A 16,578-nucleotide genomic window follows, 5' to 3' on the forward strand; every position below is an offset into this window, starting at 1 on the left:
CCCACCCCGCCGCAGTGCTAGGCTCTTCCATGGACCTGCCGATTCCCGACAGCTCAGCGATGGTGGCGGCGGATGCCGGCCCGCTGATCCTCGCCGTCCCCAAGGGCCGCATCCTCACCGAACTCGGCCCCGTCTTCGCCCGCGCCGGCATCACCCCGGCCGCAGACCTGATCGACGAGGACAGCCGGCGGCTGCGCTTCGAAAGCTCCGATCCCAGCCTCGACATGGTCCGGGTCCGACCCTTCGATGTCGCGACCTTCGTGGCGCTCGGCGCGGCGCAGATCGGCATCTGCGGCGCCGATGTGCTGATGGAATTCGACTACGACCAGATCTACGCCCCGCTCGATCTGGGCATCGCCAAATGCCGCGTCAGCGTGGCGGAGCCGCAGGCGACGGCGGGAACGGACGACCCGAGCCGCTGGTCGCGCGTGACGGTCGCAACGAAATACCCGAACATCACGCGGCGCCACTTCGCCATGCGCGGGGTGCAGGCGGAGATCGTCTCGCTCTCGGGCGCGATGGAACTGGCGCCCTCGCTCGGCCTCTCGCGGCTGATCGTGGACCTGGTCGCCACCGGCAGCACGCTGAAGGCGAACGGGCTGGTCGAGACCGAGGTGATCGCCCATGTCACCTCCCGCCTCATCGTCAACCGGACCGCGCTGAAGACCCAGCCGGAGCGGATCGGCGCCTGGATCGCCCGCTTCCGCGCCGCCCTGGACGCCGCCCCATGATGAAGCTGGACTGCCGGGATCCCGGCTTCGCCGCCGCCTTCGAGTCGCTGCTCGACAGCGCACGGGAGACGACGGCGCGCGTGGATGCCGCGGTTGCCGACATCATAGGCGAGGTGCGGCGCGAGGGCGACGCCGCCCTGCTGCGCCTGACCGCCCGATTCGATGGCTGGCAGCCGGCCGGGGCCGCGGCCCTGCGGGTGACGGCCGAGGAGATCGAGGCCGCGACCGCCGGGGTCGAGCCCAGGCTGCTCGCGGCGCTCGACCTCGCCGCCGGGCGGATCGAGCGCTTCCACGCCGCGCAGATGCCGCGGGACCTGGAGGTGCCGGACCCGGCGGGCCTCACCCTCGGCATGCGCTGGACCGCCCTCGATGCCGTCGGGCTCTATGTCCCGGGCGGCAAGGCGGCCTATCCCTCCTCCGTGCTGATGAATGCCCTGCCGGCGCGGGTGGCGGGCGTCGGGCGCATCGCCATGGTGGTGCCGACGCCGGGCGGGCAGCTCAACCCGCTGGTCCTCGCCGCGGCGAAACGCGCCGGGGTGACCGAGGTCTACCGGATTGGCGGCGCCCAGGCCGTCGCGGCGCTGGCCTGGGGCACGGCGAGCATCGCCCCCGTGGACCGCATCGTCGGCCCGGGCAATGCCTATGTCGCGGAGGCGAAGCGGCAGGTCTTCGGCCGGGTCGGCATCGATTCCATCGCCGGCCCCTCCGAGGTGGTGATCCTGGCGGATGCCTCGAACGACCCGCGCCATATCGCGGTGGACCTGCTGGCCCAGGCCGAGCATGACGAGAGCGCGCAGGCCATCCTGATCACCGACGATGCAGGGTTCGGGGCCGCCGTCGCCGCGGCGGTCGAAGCCGAGTTGGCGACGCTGCCGCGCGGCGCCATCGCCGGCGAGAGCTGGCGCCGCCACGGCGCCGTGATCCTGGTGCCGGACTGGGAGGCGGCCTATGCCCTGACCAACCGCTTGGCGCCGGAGCACCTGCAGCTCATGCTGCCCGATCCGCGGGCCGCGATGGCGAGGGTCCGCCATGCCGGCGCCGCCTTCCTCGGCCGTTTCTGCCCGGAGGCGATCGGGGATTATGTCGCCGGCCCGAACCATGTGCTGCCGACCGGCCGCACCGCCCGCTTCGCCTCCGGCCTCTCGGTCTTCGACTTCCTGAAGCGGACCACCTGGGTGGAGGCGAGCGAGGCCGGGTTGAAGGCCGTCGGCCCCGCCGCCGTGGCGCTGGCCGAGGCCGAGGGGCTGCAGGCGCATGGCCGGAGCGTCGCGCTGCGGCTGGGGTGACCCGCGGAACCCGCCATCCTTGACCCGGCCCCCCCGCCCCGCCATGTTGCGGCCCGCCGGTCAAGCCCCTGGCATTCCCGCTTCGTGACCCCAGGCGCTGCCCGCGCCGCGCAGGCTCGCGTGGCGGCGTTCCGCCATGGACCGGGCCATCCAGGATTTCCGCGCCGTGCCCCGCACCCGTGAGGGCGGGCAGACGCGGCGCGACGCAGAAGGGTTCCGAATGTCAAAAGAGGATATGATCGAGTTCAGCGGCACCGTCGTGGAGCTGCTGCCGAACGCGATGTTCCGGGTGAAGCTGGACAACGAGCACATGGTGCTGGCCCATACCAGCGGGAAGATGCGCAAGAACCGCATCCGCGTGCTGGCCGGCGACCGCGTGAATGTCGAGATGACGCCCTACGACCTGACCAAGGGCCGCATCACCTTCCGCTTCAAGTAGGGGCCTTGGCACTCAGGGACGCCAGCCCCGACTGGCAGCCGCCGCAGGCGGCTGAGGCCGCGACGGCGGCCCGCGGCCCATGCCGCGCAGCCAGGCCGCCGGAGGCGGCGCCGGCGATTGAGGCTCGATAAGATGAATGCCGAACGACCGCCCCTGGTGCTGGCCTCGGCCAGCCCGCGGCGGCGCGACCTGCTGGCCCGGATCGGGGTGGTCCCCGACCGCGTCCTGCCCACCGACACCGACGAGACCCCGCGGAAGGCCGAGCTGCCGCGGCTCCTCGCCGCGCGCCTCGCTGCCGAGAAGGCCGCCGCCGCCGCGGCCCTGGCCCCCGGCGCGCTGGTGCTGGCGGCCGATACCGTCGTCGGCGTCGGGCGGCGCATCCTGCCCAAGGCGGAGACCGAGGTGGAGGCGCGGCGCTGCCTGGATCTGCTCTCCGGCCGCCGCCACCATGTCTATACCGGCGTCGTACTGCTGACGCCGGAGGGGAAGGCACTCTCCCGCCTGGTGGATACCATCGTCACCTTCCAGCGCCTGACCGAGGCGCAGATCGCCGACTACCTCGCCGGTGGCGAATGGCAGGGGAAGGCCGGCGGCTATGCCATCCAGGGCCGCGCCGAGGTCTTCGTGCGCTTCCTCTCGGGGTCCCATTCCAACGTGATCGGGCTGCCGCTGTTCGAGACGGCGCAATTGCTGCGAGGCGTGGGGTGGCTCCGGCCATAGGATGTGGGGGGACGTATCCCCCCACATCCCCTTCCGCTTCCCTGAATCTGGCACCCGACGGATGACGACCATCCTCGCCTCGGCGTCACCGGGCGAACGCCGTATCGTGCTGCTCGACCACGATGACCGGATCGTCGAGTTCCATGTCGAGCGGCCGGGGCGGCCGGACGGCGTCGGCGACCTGCATCACGCGCGCGTCTCCGCCCTCGCGCCCGCCATGGCCGGCGCCTTCCTCGCCATGGCCGGCGGCGAGACCGGCTTCCTGCCGGAATCCGCCGTGGGCCCGCCGAGGCAGTCCATCGCCAGATCGGTCAGCGAAGGCCAGCTCCTCGCCGTGCGCGTCACCCGCGCCGCCCAGGGCGGCAAGGGCCCGCGCCTGACCGCCCGGCTGACCCCGGCGGAGGCCGCCCGGGCCGCCGCCGCGCCCCCTGGCGGCCCCGCCCTGCTCGCCCGCGGGCCGGAAGCCGCGCTCCGCCTCGCCCGCGCCCATCCGGAGGCGGCGATCCGCACCGACAGCGCGCCCCTCGCCGCCCGGCTGCGCGGCTCCCTCGGCCCGGCCCGCGTCACCCTCAGCCACAGCCCCGTCCTCGAGGACGCGCTGGAGGCGGAGCTCGACCAGTTCGCGGGCGCCGAGGTGCCGCTGTCCGGCGGCGGCCGGTTGCTGATCCACCCGACCCCGGCGCTGACCGCCATCGACGTGGATGCCGGCAGCGCCGCCGGCGGGCGTGACCCGCAGGCGCAGCTCCGCCTGAACCAGGCGGCGGTGGCCGAGGCGGCGCGGCAGATCCGCCTGCGCAACCTGGCCGGCCCCATCCTGCTCGACCTCGCCGGGCTGACCGTGAAGCGGCGGGAGGCGCTGGCCGGGCCGCTGCGCCAGGCACTGGCCGCCGACCCGCTGGTGCAGCTTCGGGGAATCGGCCCGCTCGGCCTGCTCGAGATGCTGCGCCAGCGCATCCACCCGCCGCTGCATGAGGTGTTGGGCTGGCCGCCTTCCCCCCTCACCCATGGTCTCGCCGCCCTGCGCCGGGCGGCGCGGGAGGCGGCGGCGCGCCCCGGCCGGCGCTGGGCGCTGCGCGCCGCGCCCGCCGTCATCGCCGCCCTGCGCGATCTGCCCGGTGCGCTGGCGGAAGCGGAGGCCGCCATCGGCACACCGCTGCAGTTGCTCACCGAGCCGGGGCGTTCGCCTGCCCAGGCCGAGATCGAGGAGGCCCCGCATGGCTGATTCCGCGCCGCCACGCCCGCCGCGCCCTTGCCCGGTCTGCCGCAAGCCGGTGGAGCGCGAGAGCCCGCACCGCCCCTTCTGCTCGGCCCGCTGCAGGCAGATCGATCTCGGCCGCTGGCTGGCCGGCGACTATGCCATTCCGGGCGAGCCGGCGGATCCGGAGGAGGAGCCGGGCTGAACCAAAATCGCAAGACGCCGGGTGGACAGCCTCATCGGCATCGGCTATTTCCCCCGCACTCCGCCAGACGGCACCGTCGAGGTGCTGGTCGCTTGGGCCCAGGTAGCTCAGTTGGTAGAGCATGCGACTGAAAATCGCAGTGTCGGTGGTTCGATTCCGCCCCTGGGCACCATCCCTTCCGCGCCGTTCCGCCCCATCGCGCGCTAGCCATTTCTAAACCCCTGGCCATGCAGCATCCCGTCATTCGCACGGGACCGCATCCGCATGTCATCGCCCCCCGCCACCTCTCAGCCCGACCGGCCCGGCCGCGGCGCATCGCGCGCCTGGGCCGCGGCCTGCGCGGGACTGGCGCTCGGCGTCCCGGGCGGCCTGACGCTGGCTGCACTGCACCAGCGGGAGCCCTGGCCGGTGGCAGCCGCCATCGCCTTCGGCCTGCTTGCCCTGGCGGCCCTGTTGCACCGCCGCCCGCGCCATGCGGCGCCCCCGGCGCATCGCCGCGCCACGACGGATGGCCTCACCGGCCTCGCCGATGCGTCGATGTTCCGCGCCGGCCTTGCCGCGGCGCTGGCCGAGGCCCGGCCGGACCGCCCGCCCGCCGTCATCATGCTGGAACTCGATGGCTTCGCCGCCATCCGTGACACGCTGGGCACGGGGGGAGGCGATGCGCTGCTGCGTCAGGCGGCGGAACGCCTGCTCGGCACCGCCCGGGCCGATGACCTGGTCGCCCGCCTGTCCGGCGCCGAATTCGCTGTGCTGCAACGGGTCGGCACCCAGCCCGAAGCCGCGGCGCGCTTTGCCGGCCGCCTGGTGCATGAACTGTCCCGTCCCTACGCCCTGCATGGCAGGCCCCTGATCTGCGGCGCGGTCGCCGGCATCGCCGTGGCGGCACCCGAAATCGGGGCCGAGGCGCTGCTGGCGCAGTCCGGCCTCGCGCTGCAGCGCGCCCGTGCCGAAGGCCAGGGCACCACCCGCTTCTTCGAGCCGGGGATGGACGCTGTCCTCACCGCCCGCCACGCGCTGGAGGGCGCGCTGCGCCAGGCCGCGGCGGCCGAGGATTTCACCCTGCACTATCAGCCGGTCTTCGAGGTCCGCAGCCGCCGCCTGCTGGGCTTCGAGGCGCTGCTGCGCTGGACCCATCCGGAGCGCGGCCCCGTCTCGCCCGCCGATTTCGTCCCCCTGCTGGAGGAGACCGGGTTGATCCTCCCGGTCGGCGCCTGGGTGCTGCGCACCGCCTGCCGGGAAGCGCTGCGCTGGCCCGACCCCATCGGCGTCGCGGTGAACCTCTCCCCTGTGCAGTTCCGCCGGGCCGAGGTGCTGTCCGCCGTGCGCACCGCCCTCGACGAGACCGGGCTCGCGCCGCACCGCCTGACGCTCGAGATCACCGAGGGCCTGCTGCTGCAGCACACCGAGGAGGTGCTGGAGACGCTGGCGCAGCTCCGTGCCCTTGGCGTCGGCATCGCGCTCGATGATTTCGGCAGCGGCTATTCCAGCCTCGCCTATCTCTGGCGCTTCCGCTTCGACATGCTGAAGATCGATCGCGCCTTCGTCCGCGCGCTGCGGCGGGACGGCAAGGCGGCGGCGATCATCGAATCGATCGTCGGTCTCGGGCACAGCCTGGACCTGCGCATCACCGCGGAAGGCGTGGAGATGGAGGAGCAGCTGGCCGCCCTCTCCGGCGTCGGCTGCGACGAGGCGCAAGGTTTCCTGCTGGGAAAGCCGATGCCGGCGGAACAGGCCCAGGCACTGGCGCAGGGCGGAGGACGCATCGCGTCACTGGCCGCCGCCTGAGCGGGAAGGGTCCTGCCCTCACCGCCCCCCTTGCGCCAGGCCGGGACCTGGCCTGGATCGGCGCTATCGGCCCAGCACCTCCTCCGTGTGCTCGCCCAGATGCGGCGCTGGCCGCGCCGAGCGGGGGCGCTGCCGATCGAAGCTGATCGGCAGGCCGACCACGCGCACGCCGCTTTCCGGCAGGGTCTGCATGATGTCCACGGCCGAGAATTGCTCGCTCGCGGCCACCTCGCCGATATCGTTCACCGGCGCGCAGGGCACGCCCGCCGCCTCCAGCGCCGCGACCCAGTGGTCCCGCGGCTTCGTCCGCAGCACCTCCGCCACCAGCGGCACCAGCACGGTCTTGTTCCGCACCCGTTCGCGGCTCCTGGCGAAGCGCGCATCCTCCGCCCATTCGGGATGGCCGAGCACCTTCGCACAGCGCGCCCAGAGCCGGTCATTGCCCGCGGCAAGGCACATCGGCCGGTCCGCCGTCTCGAAGACCTGGTAGGGCACGATCACCGCCGCGCCGGTGCCATGCCTTCGGGGGACCTCGCCGGTTGCCAGGTGCTGGTTGACCTGCCCCTCCACCCAGAAGACCGCCGTCTCGAAGAGCGAGGTATCGACCAGGCAGCCCCGCCCGGTGCGGTCGCGCTGCCGCAGCGCCGCCAGCGCGCCGATGGTGCAGAAGAGGCCCGTCGCCTTGTCATTGATCGAGGCGCCGCAGAAGGTCGGCGGATCCTCCGGCCTCCCGGTCATGCTCATCATGCCGCCATAGGCCTGCAGCAGCGGGTCGAAGCCGGGCTTGAGGCGCATCGGGCCCTGATAGCCGAAGGCCCAGATCGAGCAGTAGACGAGCCGCGGATGCCGCTCCAGCATCGCCTCCGGCCCGATGCCGATCTCCTCCACCACACCGGGGCGGAGGTTCTGGATCAGGATGTCGGCGGTCTCGCACAGCCGGTGCAGCGCCTCGATGTCCTCGGGCTTCTTCAGGTCCAGGACGACGCTGCGCTTGTTGCGGTTCTGGCTGTGGAAATAGAGGCTGGTCTCGCCATCCGGCCCGAAGGGCGGGCCCCAGATGCGGGCATCGTCGCCGCCATCCGGCTTTTCGATCTTGATGACCTCGGCGCCCATATCGGCCAGCACCGCCCCGGCCAGCGGCCCGGCCAGCGCCTGGCCTACCTCGATCACGCGCACCCCGTCCAAGGGCAGACTCATCGCGTCCTCCATGCTTTCGCGGGAGGATAGGGGCGCCCGGCGCGGGCTGGCGAGAGGGCGAGCGCCACCGATTACCGGGAAAGATCCCGGCCCGGCGACATCCCGCGCAATATGGGCCTAAGCTGCCCGCGGGAAACGTCCAGGGAAAAGCCGCCGATGAGCAGCAACGCCTTCACTCACTACATCCCGGTCCGGGAGGACTGGCTGGCCCGCCGGACCGAGGACGCGCTCGACCCCGCGCTCCCGATCGTCGATCCGCACCATCACCTCTGGGACCGGCCGGACTGGCGCTACCTGCTGCCGGAACTGCTGGCCGATACCGGCCAGGGCCACAACATCGTCTCCACCGTCTTCGTGCAGTGCCGCGCCATGCACCGCGCCAAGGGGCCGGAGGCCATGAAGCCGGTCGGCGAAACCGAGTTCGTCAACGGCATCGCGGCGATGAGCGCCTCGGGCGGCTACGGTCCCACCAGGGTCTGCGAGGGCATCGTCGGCCATGTGAACCTGCAGATCGGCGCCGAGGCCAGGGAGGTGCTGGAGGCGCATATCCAGGCCGGCGGCGGGCGGTTCCGCGGCATCCGCCACATCACCGCCTGGGACCCGGACCCGGTCATCATGAACCCGGCCTATACCCCGCCGAAGGACATCCTGTTCCGCGAGGATTTCCGCGCCGGCTTCGCCCAGCTCGCGCCGCTCGGCCTGTCCTTCGATGCCTGGCTCTACCACCCGCAGATCCCGGACCTGACGGCGCTCGCCCGCGTCTTTCCCGAGACGCCGATCGTGCTCGACCATGTCGGCGGCCCGCTCGGCATCCGCGGCTATGCCGGACAGCGGGAGGAGGTGTTCCGGTCCTGGTGCGCGGCCATGGCGGAACTCGCCACCTGCCCGAATGTCTGCGTGAAGCTCGGCGGTCTCGGGATGCGCATCAACGGCTTGGGGTTCGAGGAGAAAGCCGAGCCGCCTTCCTCGGAGGAGCTGGCGGCAGCCTGGAAGCCCTGGATCGAGACGACGATCAGCCTCTTTGGCGCCGACCGCTGCATGTTCGAGAGCAATTTCCCCGTGGACAAGGGCAGCTACGGCTACGGCGTCTTCTGGAACGCCTGCAAGAGGCTGGCCGCCGGCGCCTCGGCGGATGAACGGACGGCGCTGTTCAGCGGCACGGCGCGGCGCTTCTATCGGCTCCGTTAGGGAGATCGCGGCCGGGCGTGGACGCCCGGCCGCGACCTGCTCCAGGATCCTGCAGGGGCCCGGCATCCAGGCCTGGGCGCCAGGGGCCGCGCAGGCGGCAAGAGAGGGGGCGGCGCGCGCCCCCGCCAGGCTCAGCCCAGTACCTTCGCCAGCAGTTCCGCCGTGCGGCCATTGGCGATGGTCGCGGCGCGCGCGTCCCAGGCATGGCCGCCCATGCGCGCGAAGGCATGGTCCACGCCCGGATAGACATAGGCACTGACCTGTTTGTGGCCCTTCAGCCCCTCCAGGATCTTCGCCTGCGCCTCGGGTGGCACGAATTTGTCCTTCTCGGCGATGTGCAGGATCAGCGGCGCCTTGATGTTGCCGGCCTCGCCCAGCAGCCCCTCCAGCCCCACGCCGTAGTAGCTGACATTGGCATCGGCGTCGGTGCGCGCCGCCGCCATGTAGGCCAGCCGGCCGCCCAGGCAGAAGCCCATGGTCGCCACCTTGCCATTGGCCCCTTCCATTTTGCGGGCATGCGCGATGGTGACCTTCAGGTCCTCCACCGCTTTGTCCTGGTCCATGCCCTGCATCAGCTTGAAGGCCCTGTCCCACTGGTCCTGCCCGGCATCGGGGTCGAGTTGCACGCCCTTCTCCTGCCGCCAGAACAGGTCGGGGCTGACCGCGATGAAGCCCATCTCCGCCACCCAGTCGGACAGCGACCGCATGGTGCGGTTCACGCCGAAGATCTCCTGGATCATTACGACCACCCCGCGCGCCGCGGGCGCGACCGCGCCGGCGGGTGTGGGCTTCGGCATGGCGACATAGGCGCCGAACTGGCCGCTGCCATCGGCCGCGGCGATCTCGATCTCGGGCATGGTCCCCTCCTTGTCTCGGGCGTTGCGCGCGGCATCTAACCATCCATGCCGCGCCTTGCCATGCCCCTTGCCGCGACGATCTGCGCCGGATTGCTGGCGGGCGCCGGCCCGATCCACCCGCCACAATCGCTCGAGGCCGTGGGCTGGACCCATGCCCACTGGCACGGGGTGGAGCCGGCGCGCTTCCGTGCGCTGGGCGACGGGGTGGCGGTGGAAGGCGTGGCACAGGGCAGCTTCGTCTGGCGCCGGGTGCAGGGCCAGCCCGCCTGCCTCTCCTGGCGCTGGCGGGTGGACCAGGGCCCGCCGCCGACCGACCTGACGCGGCATGGCGGCGATGACCGCGCCCTGTCGGTCGCCATCGGCTTCGCTGGCTGGCCGCCGCAGGTGACTGCCTGGCAGCGCACCCGCCACGCCATGGCCCAGGCCATGGCCGGCGGCCACCCCCTGCCGCGGAGCGTGCTGATCTATGTCTGGGGCGGCACGGGGCGGGAGCCGGCGGCCTTTCCCAGCCCCTATCTGCTCGGCCTTGGCGTGGTGCGCGTGCTGCGCCCGGCCGATGCGCCCCGCGGCCAGTGGTTCGAGCAGCGGGTGAACCTGGCCGCCGACTGGCAGGCCGCCTTCGGCGCGGCGCCGCCGTCCTTGCAGGAAATCGCGATCGGCACCGATGTGGACGACACGCGCAGCCGGGTCGAGGCCAGGGTGGAGGCGATCCGCTTCGGGCCCTGCCCCTGATACCTGGCGCATGACGTCCCGACCTGCGGCCCGCCGAGCGGGCCGGGCGTGCGAAGACGCGCCGCGGCCCATGCCGCGAAGCCAAGGGGCGGAGGGCCGCCGGCGTTCGAGGCAGGACATGCGCCAGCATGTCCTGAGCCAGGTATGAGCCGGCCTCCGGCGCCCTGCGCCCGCGACAAGGCAGGTGCAGGCTGCCTCGCCGGTGGCCTGTACCGGCCGGGCCAGGCAGGCCAGCCGGGCGGCCGCGCCGCCGCAACCAGCCGCCCTCCCGGGGCTTACCCTCCCCGAGGAGAGCAGCCCATGCGCGACACGCCCGGCCCTGCCACGGCCGACCGCTTCGAGACCGACGTCCCCGCCCGGCTCGACCGGCTGCCCTGGAGCGGCTTTCACTGGCGCGTCGTCCTCGCCCTCGGCATCACCTGGGTGCTGGACGGGCTGGAGGTCACGCTGGTGGGCAGCCTCGCCGGCGCCATCCACCAGAGCCCGACCCTCGCCCTCACCGAGACCCAGATCGGCCTCACCGCCTCGGCCTATCTCATCGGTGCTGTCGTCGGCGCGCTCGGCTTCGGCTGGCTGGCGGACCGGATCGGGCGGCGGCGGCTCTTCTTCGTGACGCTGGTCGTCTACATGCTGGCCAGCATCGCCACCGGCTTCGCCTGGGATTTCTGGTCCTTCGCCGTGTTCCGCGCGCTGACCGGTGCCGGCATCGGCGGCGAATACGCCGCGGTGAACTCGGCGATCCAGGAGCTGATCCCCGCGCGCTACCGCGGCACCACCGATCTCGCCGTCAACGGCACCTTCTGGGGCGGCGCCGCGATCGGCGCCGTGGTGGCGCTGGTGGTGCTCGACCCCGCGATCATCGACCCGGAGATCGGCTGGCGCGGCGCCTTCATCGTCGGCGGCGCGCTCGCCATCATCGTTCTCCTCATCCGGCGCTTCCTGCCGGAGAGCCCGCGCTGGCTGATGCTGCACGGCAGGCCGGAAGAGGCCCAGCGGATCATCAGCGATATCGAGCGGCAGGTGGCGGCGCAGCGCGGACCGCTGCCGCCGACCACCTACGGGCCCATCGTGCTGAGCCGGCGCGGCGCGGCCTCCCTGACGGAGGTCTGGCACGCCATGTTCCGCTCGCACCGGGATCGCGCGGTGCTCGGCCTCGTCCTCATGTCCTGCCAGGCCTTCTGCTACAACGCCGTCTTCTTCACCTATGCGCTGGTGCTGACGAAGTTCTATGCCATTCCCGCGCATGAGGTCGGGTGGTTCATGCTGCCCTTCGCCCTCGGCAACCTGATGGGCCCGCTGCTGCTCGGCCGGTTCTTCGACACGATCGGGCGACGGCCGATGATCACCGGGACCTATGCCCTGTCCGGCCTGCTGATGGCGGGCACCGGCATGGCCTTCGCCGCCGGCTGGCTCTCGGCCTGGGAGCAGACGATGGCCTGGACAGTGATCTTCTTCTTCGCCTCGGCCGCCGCCTCCGCCGCCTATCTGACCGTCGGGGAGAGCTTCCCGCTGGAGATGCGGGCGATGGCCATCGCGCTGTTCTATGCCGTGGGCACCGCGGCGGGCGGGGTGGTGGGCCCGACGCTGTTCGGCTGGCTGATCGAGGGCGGGCAGCGCACGAACATCATGTGGGGCTATCTGACGGCGGCCACCCTGATGCTGGCGGCGGCGGCGACCGAATGGCGCCTCGGCTTCGCCGCCGAGGGCAAGCCGCTGGAGGAGGTCTCGGCCCCGCTTTCGGCCCGGAGCGCGGCGGAGCGGTAGACGGGGCGGCCGGGGCCTGCCGCCGGTCGCGCTTCACCGCGCAAGCGGCGCGGGCATCCTGCTGGCAGGTCCCGGCGGAAACGGCCTATAAAGACAACAACCCATAGTTGCTGGATTCCAGGCCAGGAATTATCCAAGGATGCGCAGCAGGCCTCGAGACGACGACTGGGACCAGGTCTGGGCAGAGTATGATCACACCGCAGCCCCGCCGCATGCCGTTCCGCCAGAACGACGCCGGTGGCGGGTCCCGCTCCGCGCCTCGCTCCGCCTCACCCTTCTCGCGCTGCCGATCCTCGCCCTCCCCGACCCAACCCGTCGCGCAGGACCAGTTGCCGCAGCGCGTGAACCGGCACGTATCGGGCTCCCATTCTCCGCTGGAGGCCGAATTGCCGCCGCTGGCCCTTTCGGTCGGCCGCCTCGCCGCTGAGTCCGCCAGGGCAGCCTGCTGGGTGCAACAATTGCTGCCCCAATCCCCGCACCGGAGCGGGAATTGCGCGACGGAGGCGACCGCCCCCTAGATCGGATCGCGGATGGGATGTCCACCCGGGCGCCGGAAGCAGCGCTGCCGGCAATGACCATCGGCGGCTGGCATCCCGTTCCGGCCGCAATCCGTTGTGGACCGTGCGAGGCGGGTGGTGACGTGCGCCCGACCTCGCGGTCATGGCCGCGCCAGCCAATCACCCTCCGGCGCGGTTTGCTCCGGCGCCCCGGACCGGCACCAGCCCGGCGCGGGTTCCCATCCACGCTGCCCGTGCTTTACTCGCGACGAGCAGCAAGGCGTTTCAGCGATGACCGTCACCCGTCAGGAGTTCCGCGACGCCATGGCCCGGTTGGGCGCCGCGGTGAACATCATCACCACCGGCGGGCCGGCCGGGCGCGGCGGCTTCACCGCGAGCGCCGTCTGCAGCGTGACGGATGAGCCGCCGACGCTGCTGGTCTGCATGAATCGCGGCGCGACGGCAGCGTCGGCCATGAAGGCCAACGGCACGGTCTGCGTGAATGTGGTGGCGGCCGGACAGAAGGAGGCCGCGATGGTCTTCGCCGGCATGACCAAATGCAGCATGGAGGAGCGCTTCGACGCCGGCACCTGGCATACGCTCGCCACCGGCGCGCCGGTGCTGCAGGGCGCCGTCGCCTCCTTCGATTGCCGCATCGCCGAGATCGTCGAGAAGGGCACCCATCTGGTGGTGTTCGGGGAGGTGCAGGCGATCCGCCTCGGCAGCCAGCACGACCACGGGCTGATCTATTTCGGCCGCGACTACCACCCGGTGGGCGCGATGGTGGCGGGGCCCTGACGTCCAAAGGCTGCCCGGCGTACAGGCCTCGCTGAGGGGCGGCGGTCGCCCGCTGCCGGTCCCGGCTGACGCGGCTGCACCCACGCAGCGGGCCGGTCACCACTCCCCATAGAACACCCCGGCCTTCTTATGGCTGTCGGTGCGCTGCTCCGCCTCCGCCCAGGTGATCGTCGTCCGCGACTTGAGCCGGGTGAACCAGGTCAGCAGCCGGTGCCGCATGGCGTCGCGCACCCCGACCAGCGTGCGATCGGCGCCGAGGTCGTGGAACTCCTCCGGGTCCTGCTGCAGGTCGAAGAGCTGCGGCCGGTAGCCGTCGGTCCAGTGGACGTATTTCCAGCGCGCCGTCCGCACCATCCAGGCCATGTGCTGCCCGGTCGGATGTCCCAGCCGCCGGCGGGCGCCGCGGAAGGTCCAGTCCAGCTCGCTGACCGCGAAGTCGCGCCACCCTTCCGGCGCCTCTCCCCGCAGCAGGGGCAGCAGCGACCGCCCCTCCACCACATGGCTGGCCGGGTCGCAGCCCAGCGCCTCCAGGATGGTCGGCACCACGTCCACCGCCTCCACCAGCCGCGCATCCTCGCTGCCCCGCGTCGCATCCGCCGCCGGGCTCGGGTCGTAGACCAGGAAGGGCACCTTCTGGATGCAGTCGTGGAACAGCTCCTTCTCGCCCAGCCAGTGGTCGCCGAGATAGTCGCCGTGATCCGAGGTGAAGATCACCAGCGTGTCCTTCCAGCGGCCGAGCCGCTCCATCGCCTCCCAGACGCGCCCGAGATGGTCGTCCACCTGCCGGACCAACCCCTGATAGGCCGGGCGGACCGTGGCGACCGCCTCCTCTGACTGGAAGCTCTGCGCCACCTCCTCCTCCTGCCAGGCGCGGAAGACCGGGTGGGCGCCCGGGCCGCGCTCCTCCTCGTGCCGCCGAAGGGGCAGGCACTGCTCCGGCCCGTACATGGCGTGGTAAGGGGCCGGGGCGATGTAGGGCCAATGCGGCTTCACATAGGACAGGTGCAGCACCCAGGGCGCGTCCCCTTCCCGCTGCATGAACTCGATGGCCCGGTCGGTGGTGTAGGCGGTCTCGCTGTGCTCCTCCCGCACCCGCGCCGGCAGGCGGGCATGGCGCATCTTCCAGCCCGAGCGCGGCACCCCGTCCGGCCCCTCCACCGCGATCACGTAATCCGTCCAGGGGTCGCGGCTGTCATAGCCCCGGGCCCGCAGCCAATGGGCATAGGCGCTGTCCGGCTCCCCATGATGGCCGTCATGCCGGTCCACCAGGCGGAACCAGCCCTCCCGCAGCAGCGCCGTCAGGTCATGCTGGCCATCCAGTTGCAGGCGGCGCATCCCGGCCGCATCCGGCAGCACATGGGTCTTGCCGGCGAGCACGAGGGTCCGCCCGCTCTCGCGCAGATGCCAGCCCAGCGTTACCTCGCCGACCGAGAGCGGCACGCGGTTATGCGTGGCACCGTGGGAGGAGACGTAGCGGCCGGTATAGAAGGACATGCGGGAGGGGCCGCAGATGCCGCTCTGCACGAAGGCATTCGGGAAGCGGACGCCGCGCCGCGCCAGCGCGTCGATACTGGGCGTCTGCAGATAGGGATGCCCGGCGCAGGAGAGGTGGTCCCAGCGCAGCTGGTCGCACATGACGAACAACACGTTGCGGATCACGGTCTTCTCCCGGCGAGTCGCGCGCGGCGGCACTCTGCCCGCGGCCGGCGCGGCTGGCGAGGCTGAGCGCGATGGTGGCCACCGATGCGGCCGAGGCCGCGCTGCTCGCGGCGCATGACCTGGGGCGGATGCCGGCCATGCCGGCGCCGCTCGCCCAGTTGCTGGTCCGCCACGGGCAGGAAGCGGCGGAGCGCCGCTTCGCCGCCGCGGCGCTGAGCATGGCGGAGGCGGTGGAGATGATCGCCGCCCTTGCCGGGCAGATGCCGGACGAGGTCCTGGCCCCGGTTCGCGCCTGGGCGCTGGCGCGGCTGGAGCAGTACGGCGCGGTCGCCCTGCCCCCCTCGGTCCCGCGCGCCCTGCTGCGCGGCCTGACCGCAGAGGGCGCGGCCGGGCCCGAGACGGCGCTCGGCCGCGGCCGGGGCCGGCAGGCCTTCCGCGAGCAGGTCTGGACCGCCGGCCTGGCGCGGGTGCCGCTGCTGCCGCTCGGCCTCAACTGCCTGCCCTGGAACATGCCGGCGCGCTGGGGCTTCCGGAGCGTGCCGAACGCGATGGAGGCGTTCAACCCCTTCGCCCTGGCGGCGCACCAGTTGTCGGCGGTGCTGGCGGCGCTGGAGGAAGGCTGGGCCGGCTATGCCCCGCCCGGGCGGATCCGCGCCATCGCCACCCCAGGCGGCCAGCGCCTGTTCCTGCGGGAGGATGGTGGGGCGGTGTGGAACCATCATCTCGGCCCGGCCTGGGAGGCGGAGGGATTCGCCGCGCTGCGGCTCGACCTGGCCGTGCTGGCGCGGCGGTTCGAACGTGCGGCCTCCGCCCCGCGCGTTCCGCTGCGGGTCGCCTTCCTGGTGACGGAGCGGGAGGCCCCCGACACGGCGCTGGCGGAACGGCTGCTGGCGGCCTTTCAGCGTCGTGCGCGCGGCGGGCGCATCGGCCTCTTCCTGCTGCACATGCCGCCGGAGGGCGGGGCGATGCCGCCCGAGGCGCTCGGGCCCGACGCGGTCCTGCTGCAGGCCCCGCCGCCGCGCCCCGGCTACCAGTGGCACCTGCCCGCGCATTTCGATACGGCCGCAGGCTTCGCCTTCGAGTGGCGCATCATGCTGGCGCTGCACGATGCCCTGCTGGGCTGGGGGGCTGGCTGAGCCTGCGCCTTGCGGATGGAGGTCGGGTCACCCGCCTGCGAGCCAGTTGTGGACTGCAAGCGGCGAAGCCGGACAGCATGGCCGGCCGCCACCGCGCCCGGGACGGGGCATGCGGTATCGCACATGAGTGAACACCCGTTCCGACTTGGCAGTGCTAAATATGCACCACAGCCTGAACCTATGCTGATTCATGTAAGATTGTGTTCCACTGGCTGGGGAAGATGCTCATGCCCCAATATGCTTTTGTGGATCCGACCAGCACTTCCATTCATGGCGTTTCTTCCGCAAGCGGGCGGATACGCGGCCTATGCCTGAGGCCAGGACGGAGCGGATCGGCCCGCCATCCCTGCCCAGGCTGCGACCAGTTCAGGTCACGCCGCGCCTGA

General features: G+C 72.2%; 15 protein-coding genes and 1 tRNA gene. 13 read left to right on the forward strand and 3 right to left on the reverse strand.

Features of this window, described 5'->3' with window-relative positions:
- The first annotated feature begins 29 nt into the window (after positions 1-29).
- The 8 genes from hisG (at position 30) to LHA35_RS01630 (ending at position 6,364) form a co-directional block, all read left to right on the forward strand.
- Positions 30-731: an ATP phosphoribosyltransferase gene (gene hisG / locus LHA35_RS01595; protein ID WP_226603635.1), complete on the forward strand. Its 702-nt coding sequence runs from the start codon at positions 30-32 to the stop codon at positions 729-731.
- Entirely contained in the window at positions 728-2,017 is a 1,290-nt protein-coding gene (hisD, locus tag LHA35_RS01600; protein ID WP_226603636.1) for a histidinol dehydrogenase, read from the forward strand. Before hisG ends, hisD begins: the two co-directional genes overlap by 4 nt.
- 220 nt (positions 2,018-2,237) lie before the next feature.
- Positions 2,238-2,456 (forward strand): translation initiation factor IF-1, encoded by a 219-nt coding sequence (gene infA / locus LHA35_RS01605; RefSeq protein WP_111471402.1) that lies wholly within the window; start codon positions 2,238-2,240, stop codon positions 2,454-2,456.
- Between the two features lie 132 nt (positions 2,457-2,588).
- Positions 2,589-3,176: a Maf family nucleotide pyrophosphatase gene (locus LHA35_RS01610; protein WP_226603638.1), complete on the forward strand. Its 588-nt coding sequence runs from the start codon at positions 2,589-2,591 to the stop codon at positions 3,174-3,176.
- Positions 3,177-3,237: 61 nt separating this feature from the next.
- On the forward strand, positions 3,238-4,398 hold the full coding sequence (locus tag LHA35_RS01615) for a ribonuclease E/G (protein WP_226603639.1): 1,161 nt from the start codon (positions 3,238-3,240) through the stop codon (positions 4,396-4,398).
- Positions 4,391-4,576: a DNA gyrase inhibitor YacG gene (locus tag LHA35_RS01620; RefSeq protein WP_226603640.1), complete on the forward strand. Its 186-nt coding sequence runs from the start codon at positions 4,391-4,393 to the stop codon at positions 4,574-4,576. Before LHA35_RS01615 ends, LHA35_RS01620 begins: the two co-directional genes overlap by 8 nt.
- Positions 4,577-4,672: 96 nt before the next feature.
- Positions 4,673-4,748: transfer RNA gene (locus LHA35_RS01625), tRNA-Phe, on the forward strand.
- A gap of 92 nt (positions 4,749-4,840) precedes the next feature.
- On the forward strand, positions 4,841-6,364 hold the full coding sequence (locus tag LHA35_RS01630) for a putative bifunctional diguanylate cyclase/phosphodiesterase (RefSeq protein ID WP_226603643.1): 1,524 nt from the start codon (positions 4,841-4,843) through the stop codon (positions 6,362-6,364).
- Between the two features lie 63 nt (positions 6,365-6,427).
- Here the strand turns inward: LHA35_RS01630 and LHA35_RS01635 are convergent, their stop codons facing one another.
- Entirely contained in the window at positions 6,428-7,561 is a 1,134-nt protein-coding gene (locus LHA35_RS01635) for a CaiB/BaiF CoA transferase family protein (protein ID WP_226603645.1), read from the reverse strand.
- A 156-nt stretch (positions 7,562-7,717) separates the two neighbouring features.
- On the opposite strand from LHA35_RS01635, the gene LHA35_RS01640 reads away from it, so the two are divergent.
- Positions 7,718-8,749, forward strand: coding sequence for an amidohydrolase family protein (locus LHA35_RS01640; RefSeq protein ID WP_226603647.1), 1,032 nt, complete (start codon positions 7,718-7,720; stop codon positions 8,747-8,749).
- 131 nt (positions 8,750-8,880) lie between these two features.
- Here LHA35_RS01640 and LHA35_RS01645 read toward each other — a convergent pair whose 3' ends face one another.
- The gene (locus LHA35_RS01645) at positions 8,881-9,606 is read right to left on the reverse strand and encodes a dienelactone hydrolase family protein (protein ID WP_226603649.1); all 726 of its coding nucleotides are present in this window, start codon (positions 9,604-9,606) and stop codon (positions 8,881-8,883) included.
- A gap of 45 nt (positions 9,607-9,651) precedes the next feature.
- Between LHA35_RS01645 and LHA35_RS01650 the strand changes: the two genes are divergently transcribed.
- The 3 genes from LHA35_RS01650 to LHA35_RS01660 all read left to right on the forward strand — a co-directional run bounded on the left by LHA35_RS01650 (position 9,652) and on the right by LHA35_RS01660 (position 13,397).
- The gene (locus LHA35_RS01650; protein WP_226603651.1) at positions 9,652-10,338 is read left to right on the forward strand and encodes a DUF3047 domain-containing protein; all 687 of its coding nucleotides are present in this window, start codon (positions 9,652-9,654) and stop codon (positions 10,336-10,338) included.
- Positions 10,339-10,638: 300 nt separating this feature from the next.
- On the forward strand, positions 10,639-12,102 hold the full coding sequence (locus LHA35_RS01655) for an MFS transporter (protein WP_226603654.1): 1,464 nt from the start codon (positions 10,639-10,641) through the stop codon (positions 12,100-12,102).
- A 788-nt stretch (positions 12,103-12,890) separates the two neighbouring features.
- Positions 12,891-13,397 carry a flavin reductase gene (locus LHA35_RS01660; RefSeq protein ID WP_226603657.1) on the forward strand — a complete coding sequence of 169 codons (507 nt, stop codon included), beginning with the start codon at positions 12,891-12,893 and terminating at the stop codon, positions 13,395-13,397.
- A 96-nt stretch (positions 13,398-13,493) separates the two neighbouring features.
- On the opposite strand, the gene LHA35_RS01665 is transcribed toward LHA35_RS01660, so the two are convergent.
- Positions 13,494-15,056, reverse strand: coding sequence for a sulfatase-like hydrolase/transferase (locus tag LHA35_RS01665; protein WP_226603660.1), 1,563 nt, complete (start codon positions 15,054-15,056; stop codon positions 13,494-13,496).
- Between the two features lie 71 nt (positions 15,057-15,127).
- Between LHA35_RS01665 and LHA35_RS01670 the strand changes: the two genes are divergently transcribed.
- Entirely contained in the window at positions 15,128-16,192 is a 1,065-nt protein-coding gene (locus LHA35_RS01670; protein ID WP_226603663.1) for a hypothetical protein, read from the forward strand.
- Positions 16,193-16,578 lie beyond the last annotated feature (386 nt).

The organism is Roseicella aerolata (assembly GCF_020523605.1).
GTDB lineage: Bacteria > Pseudomonadota > Alphaproteobacteria > Acetobacterales > Acetobacteraceae > Paracraurococcus > Paracraurococcus aerolatus.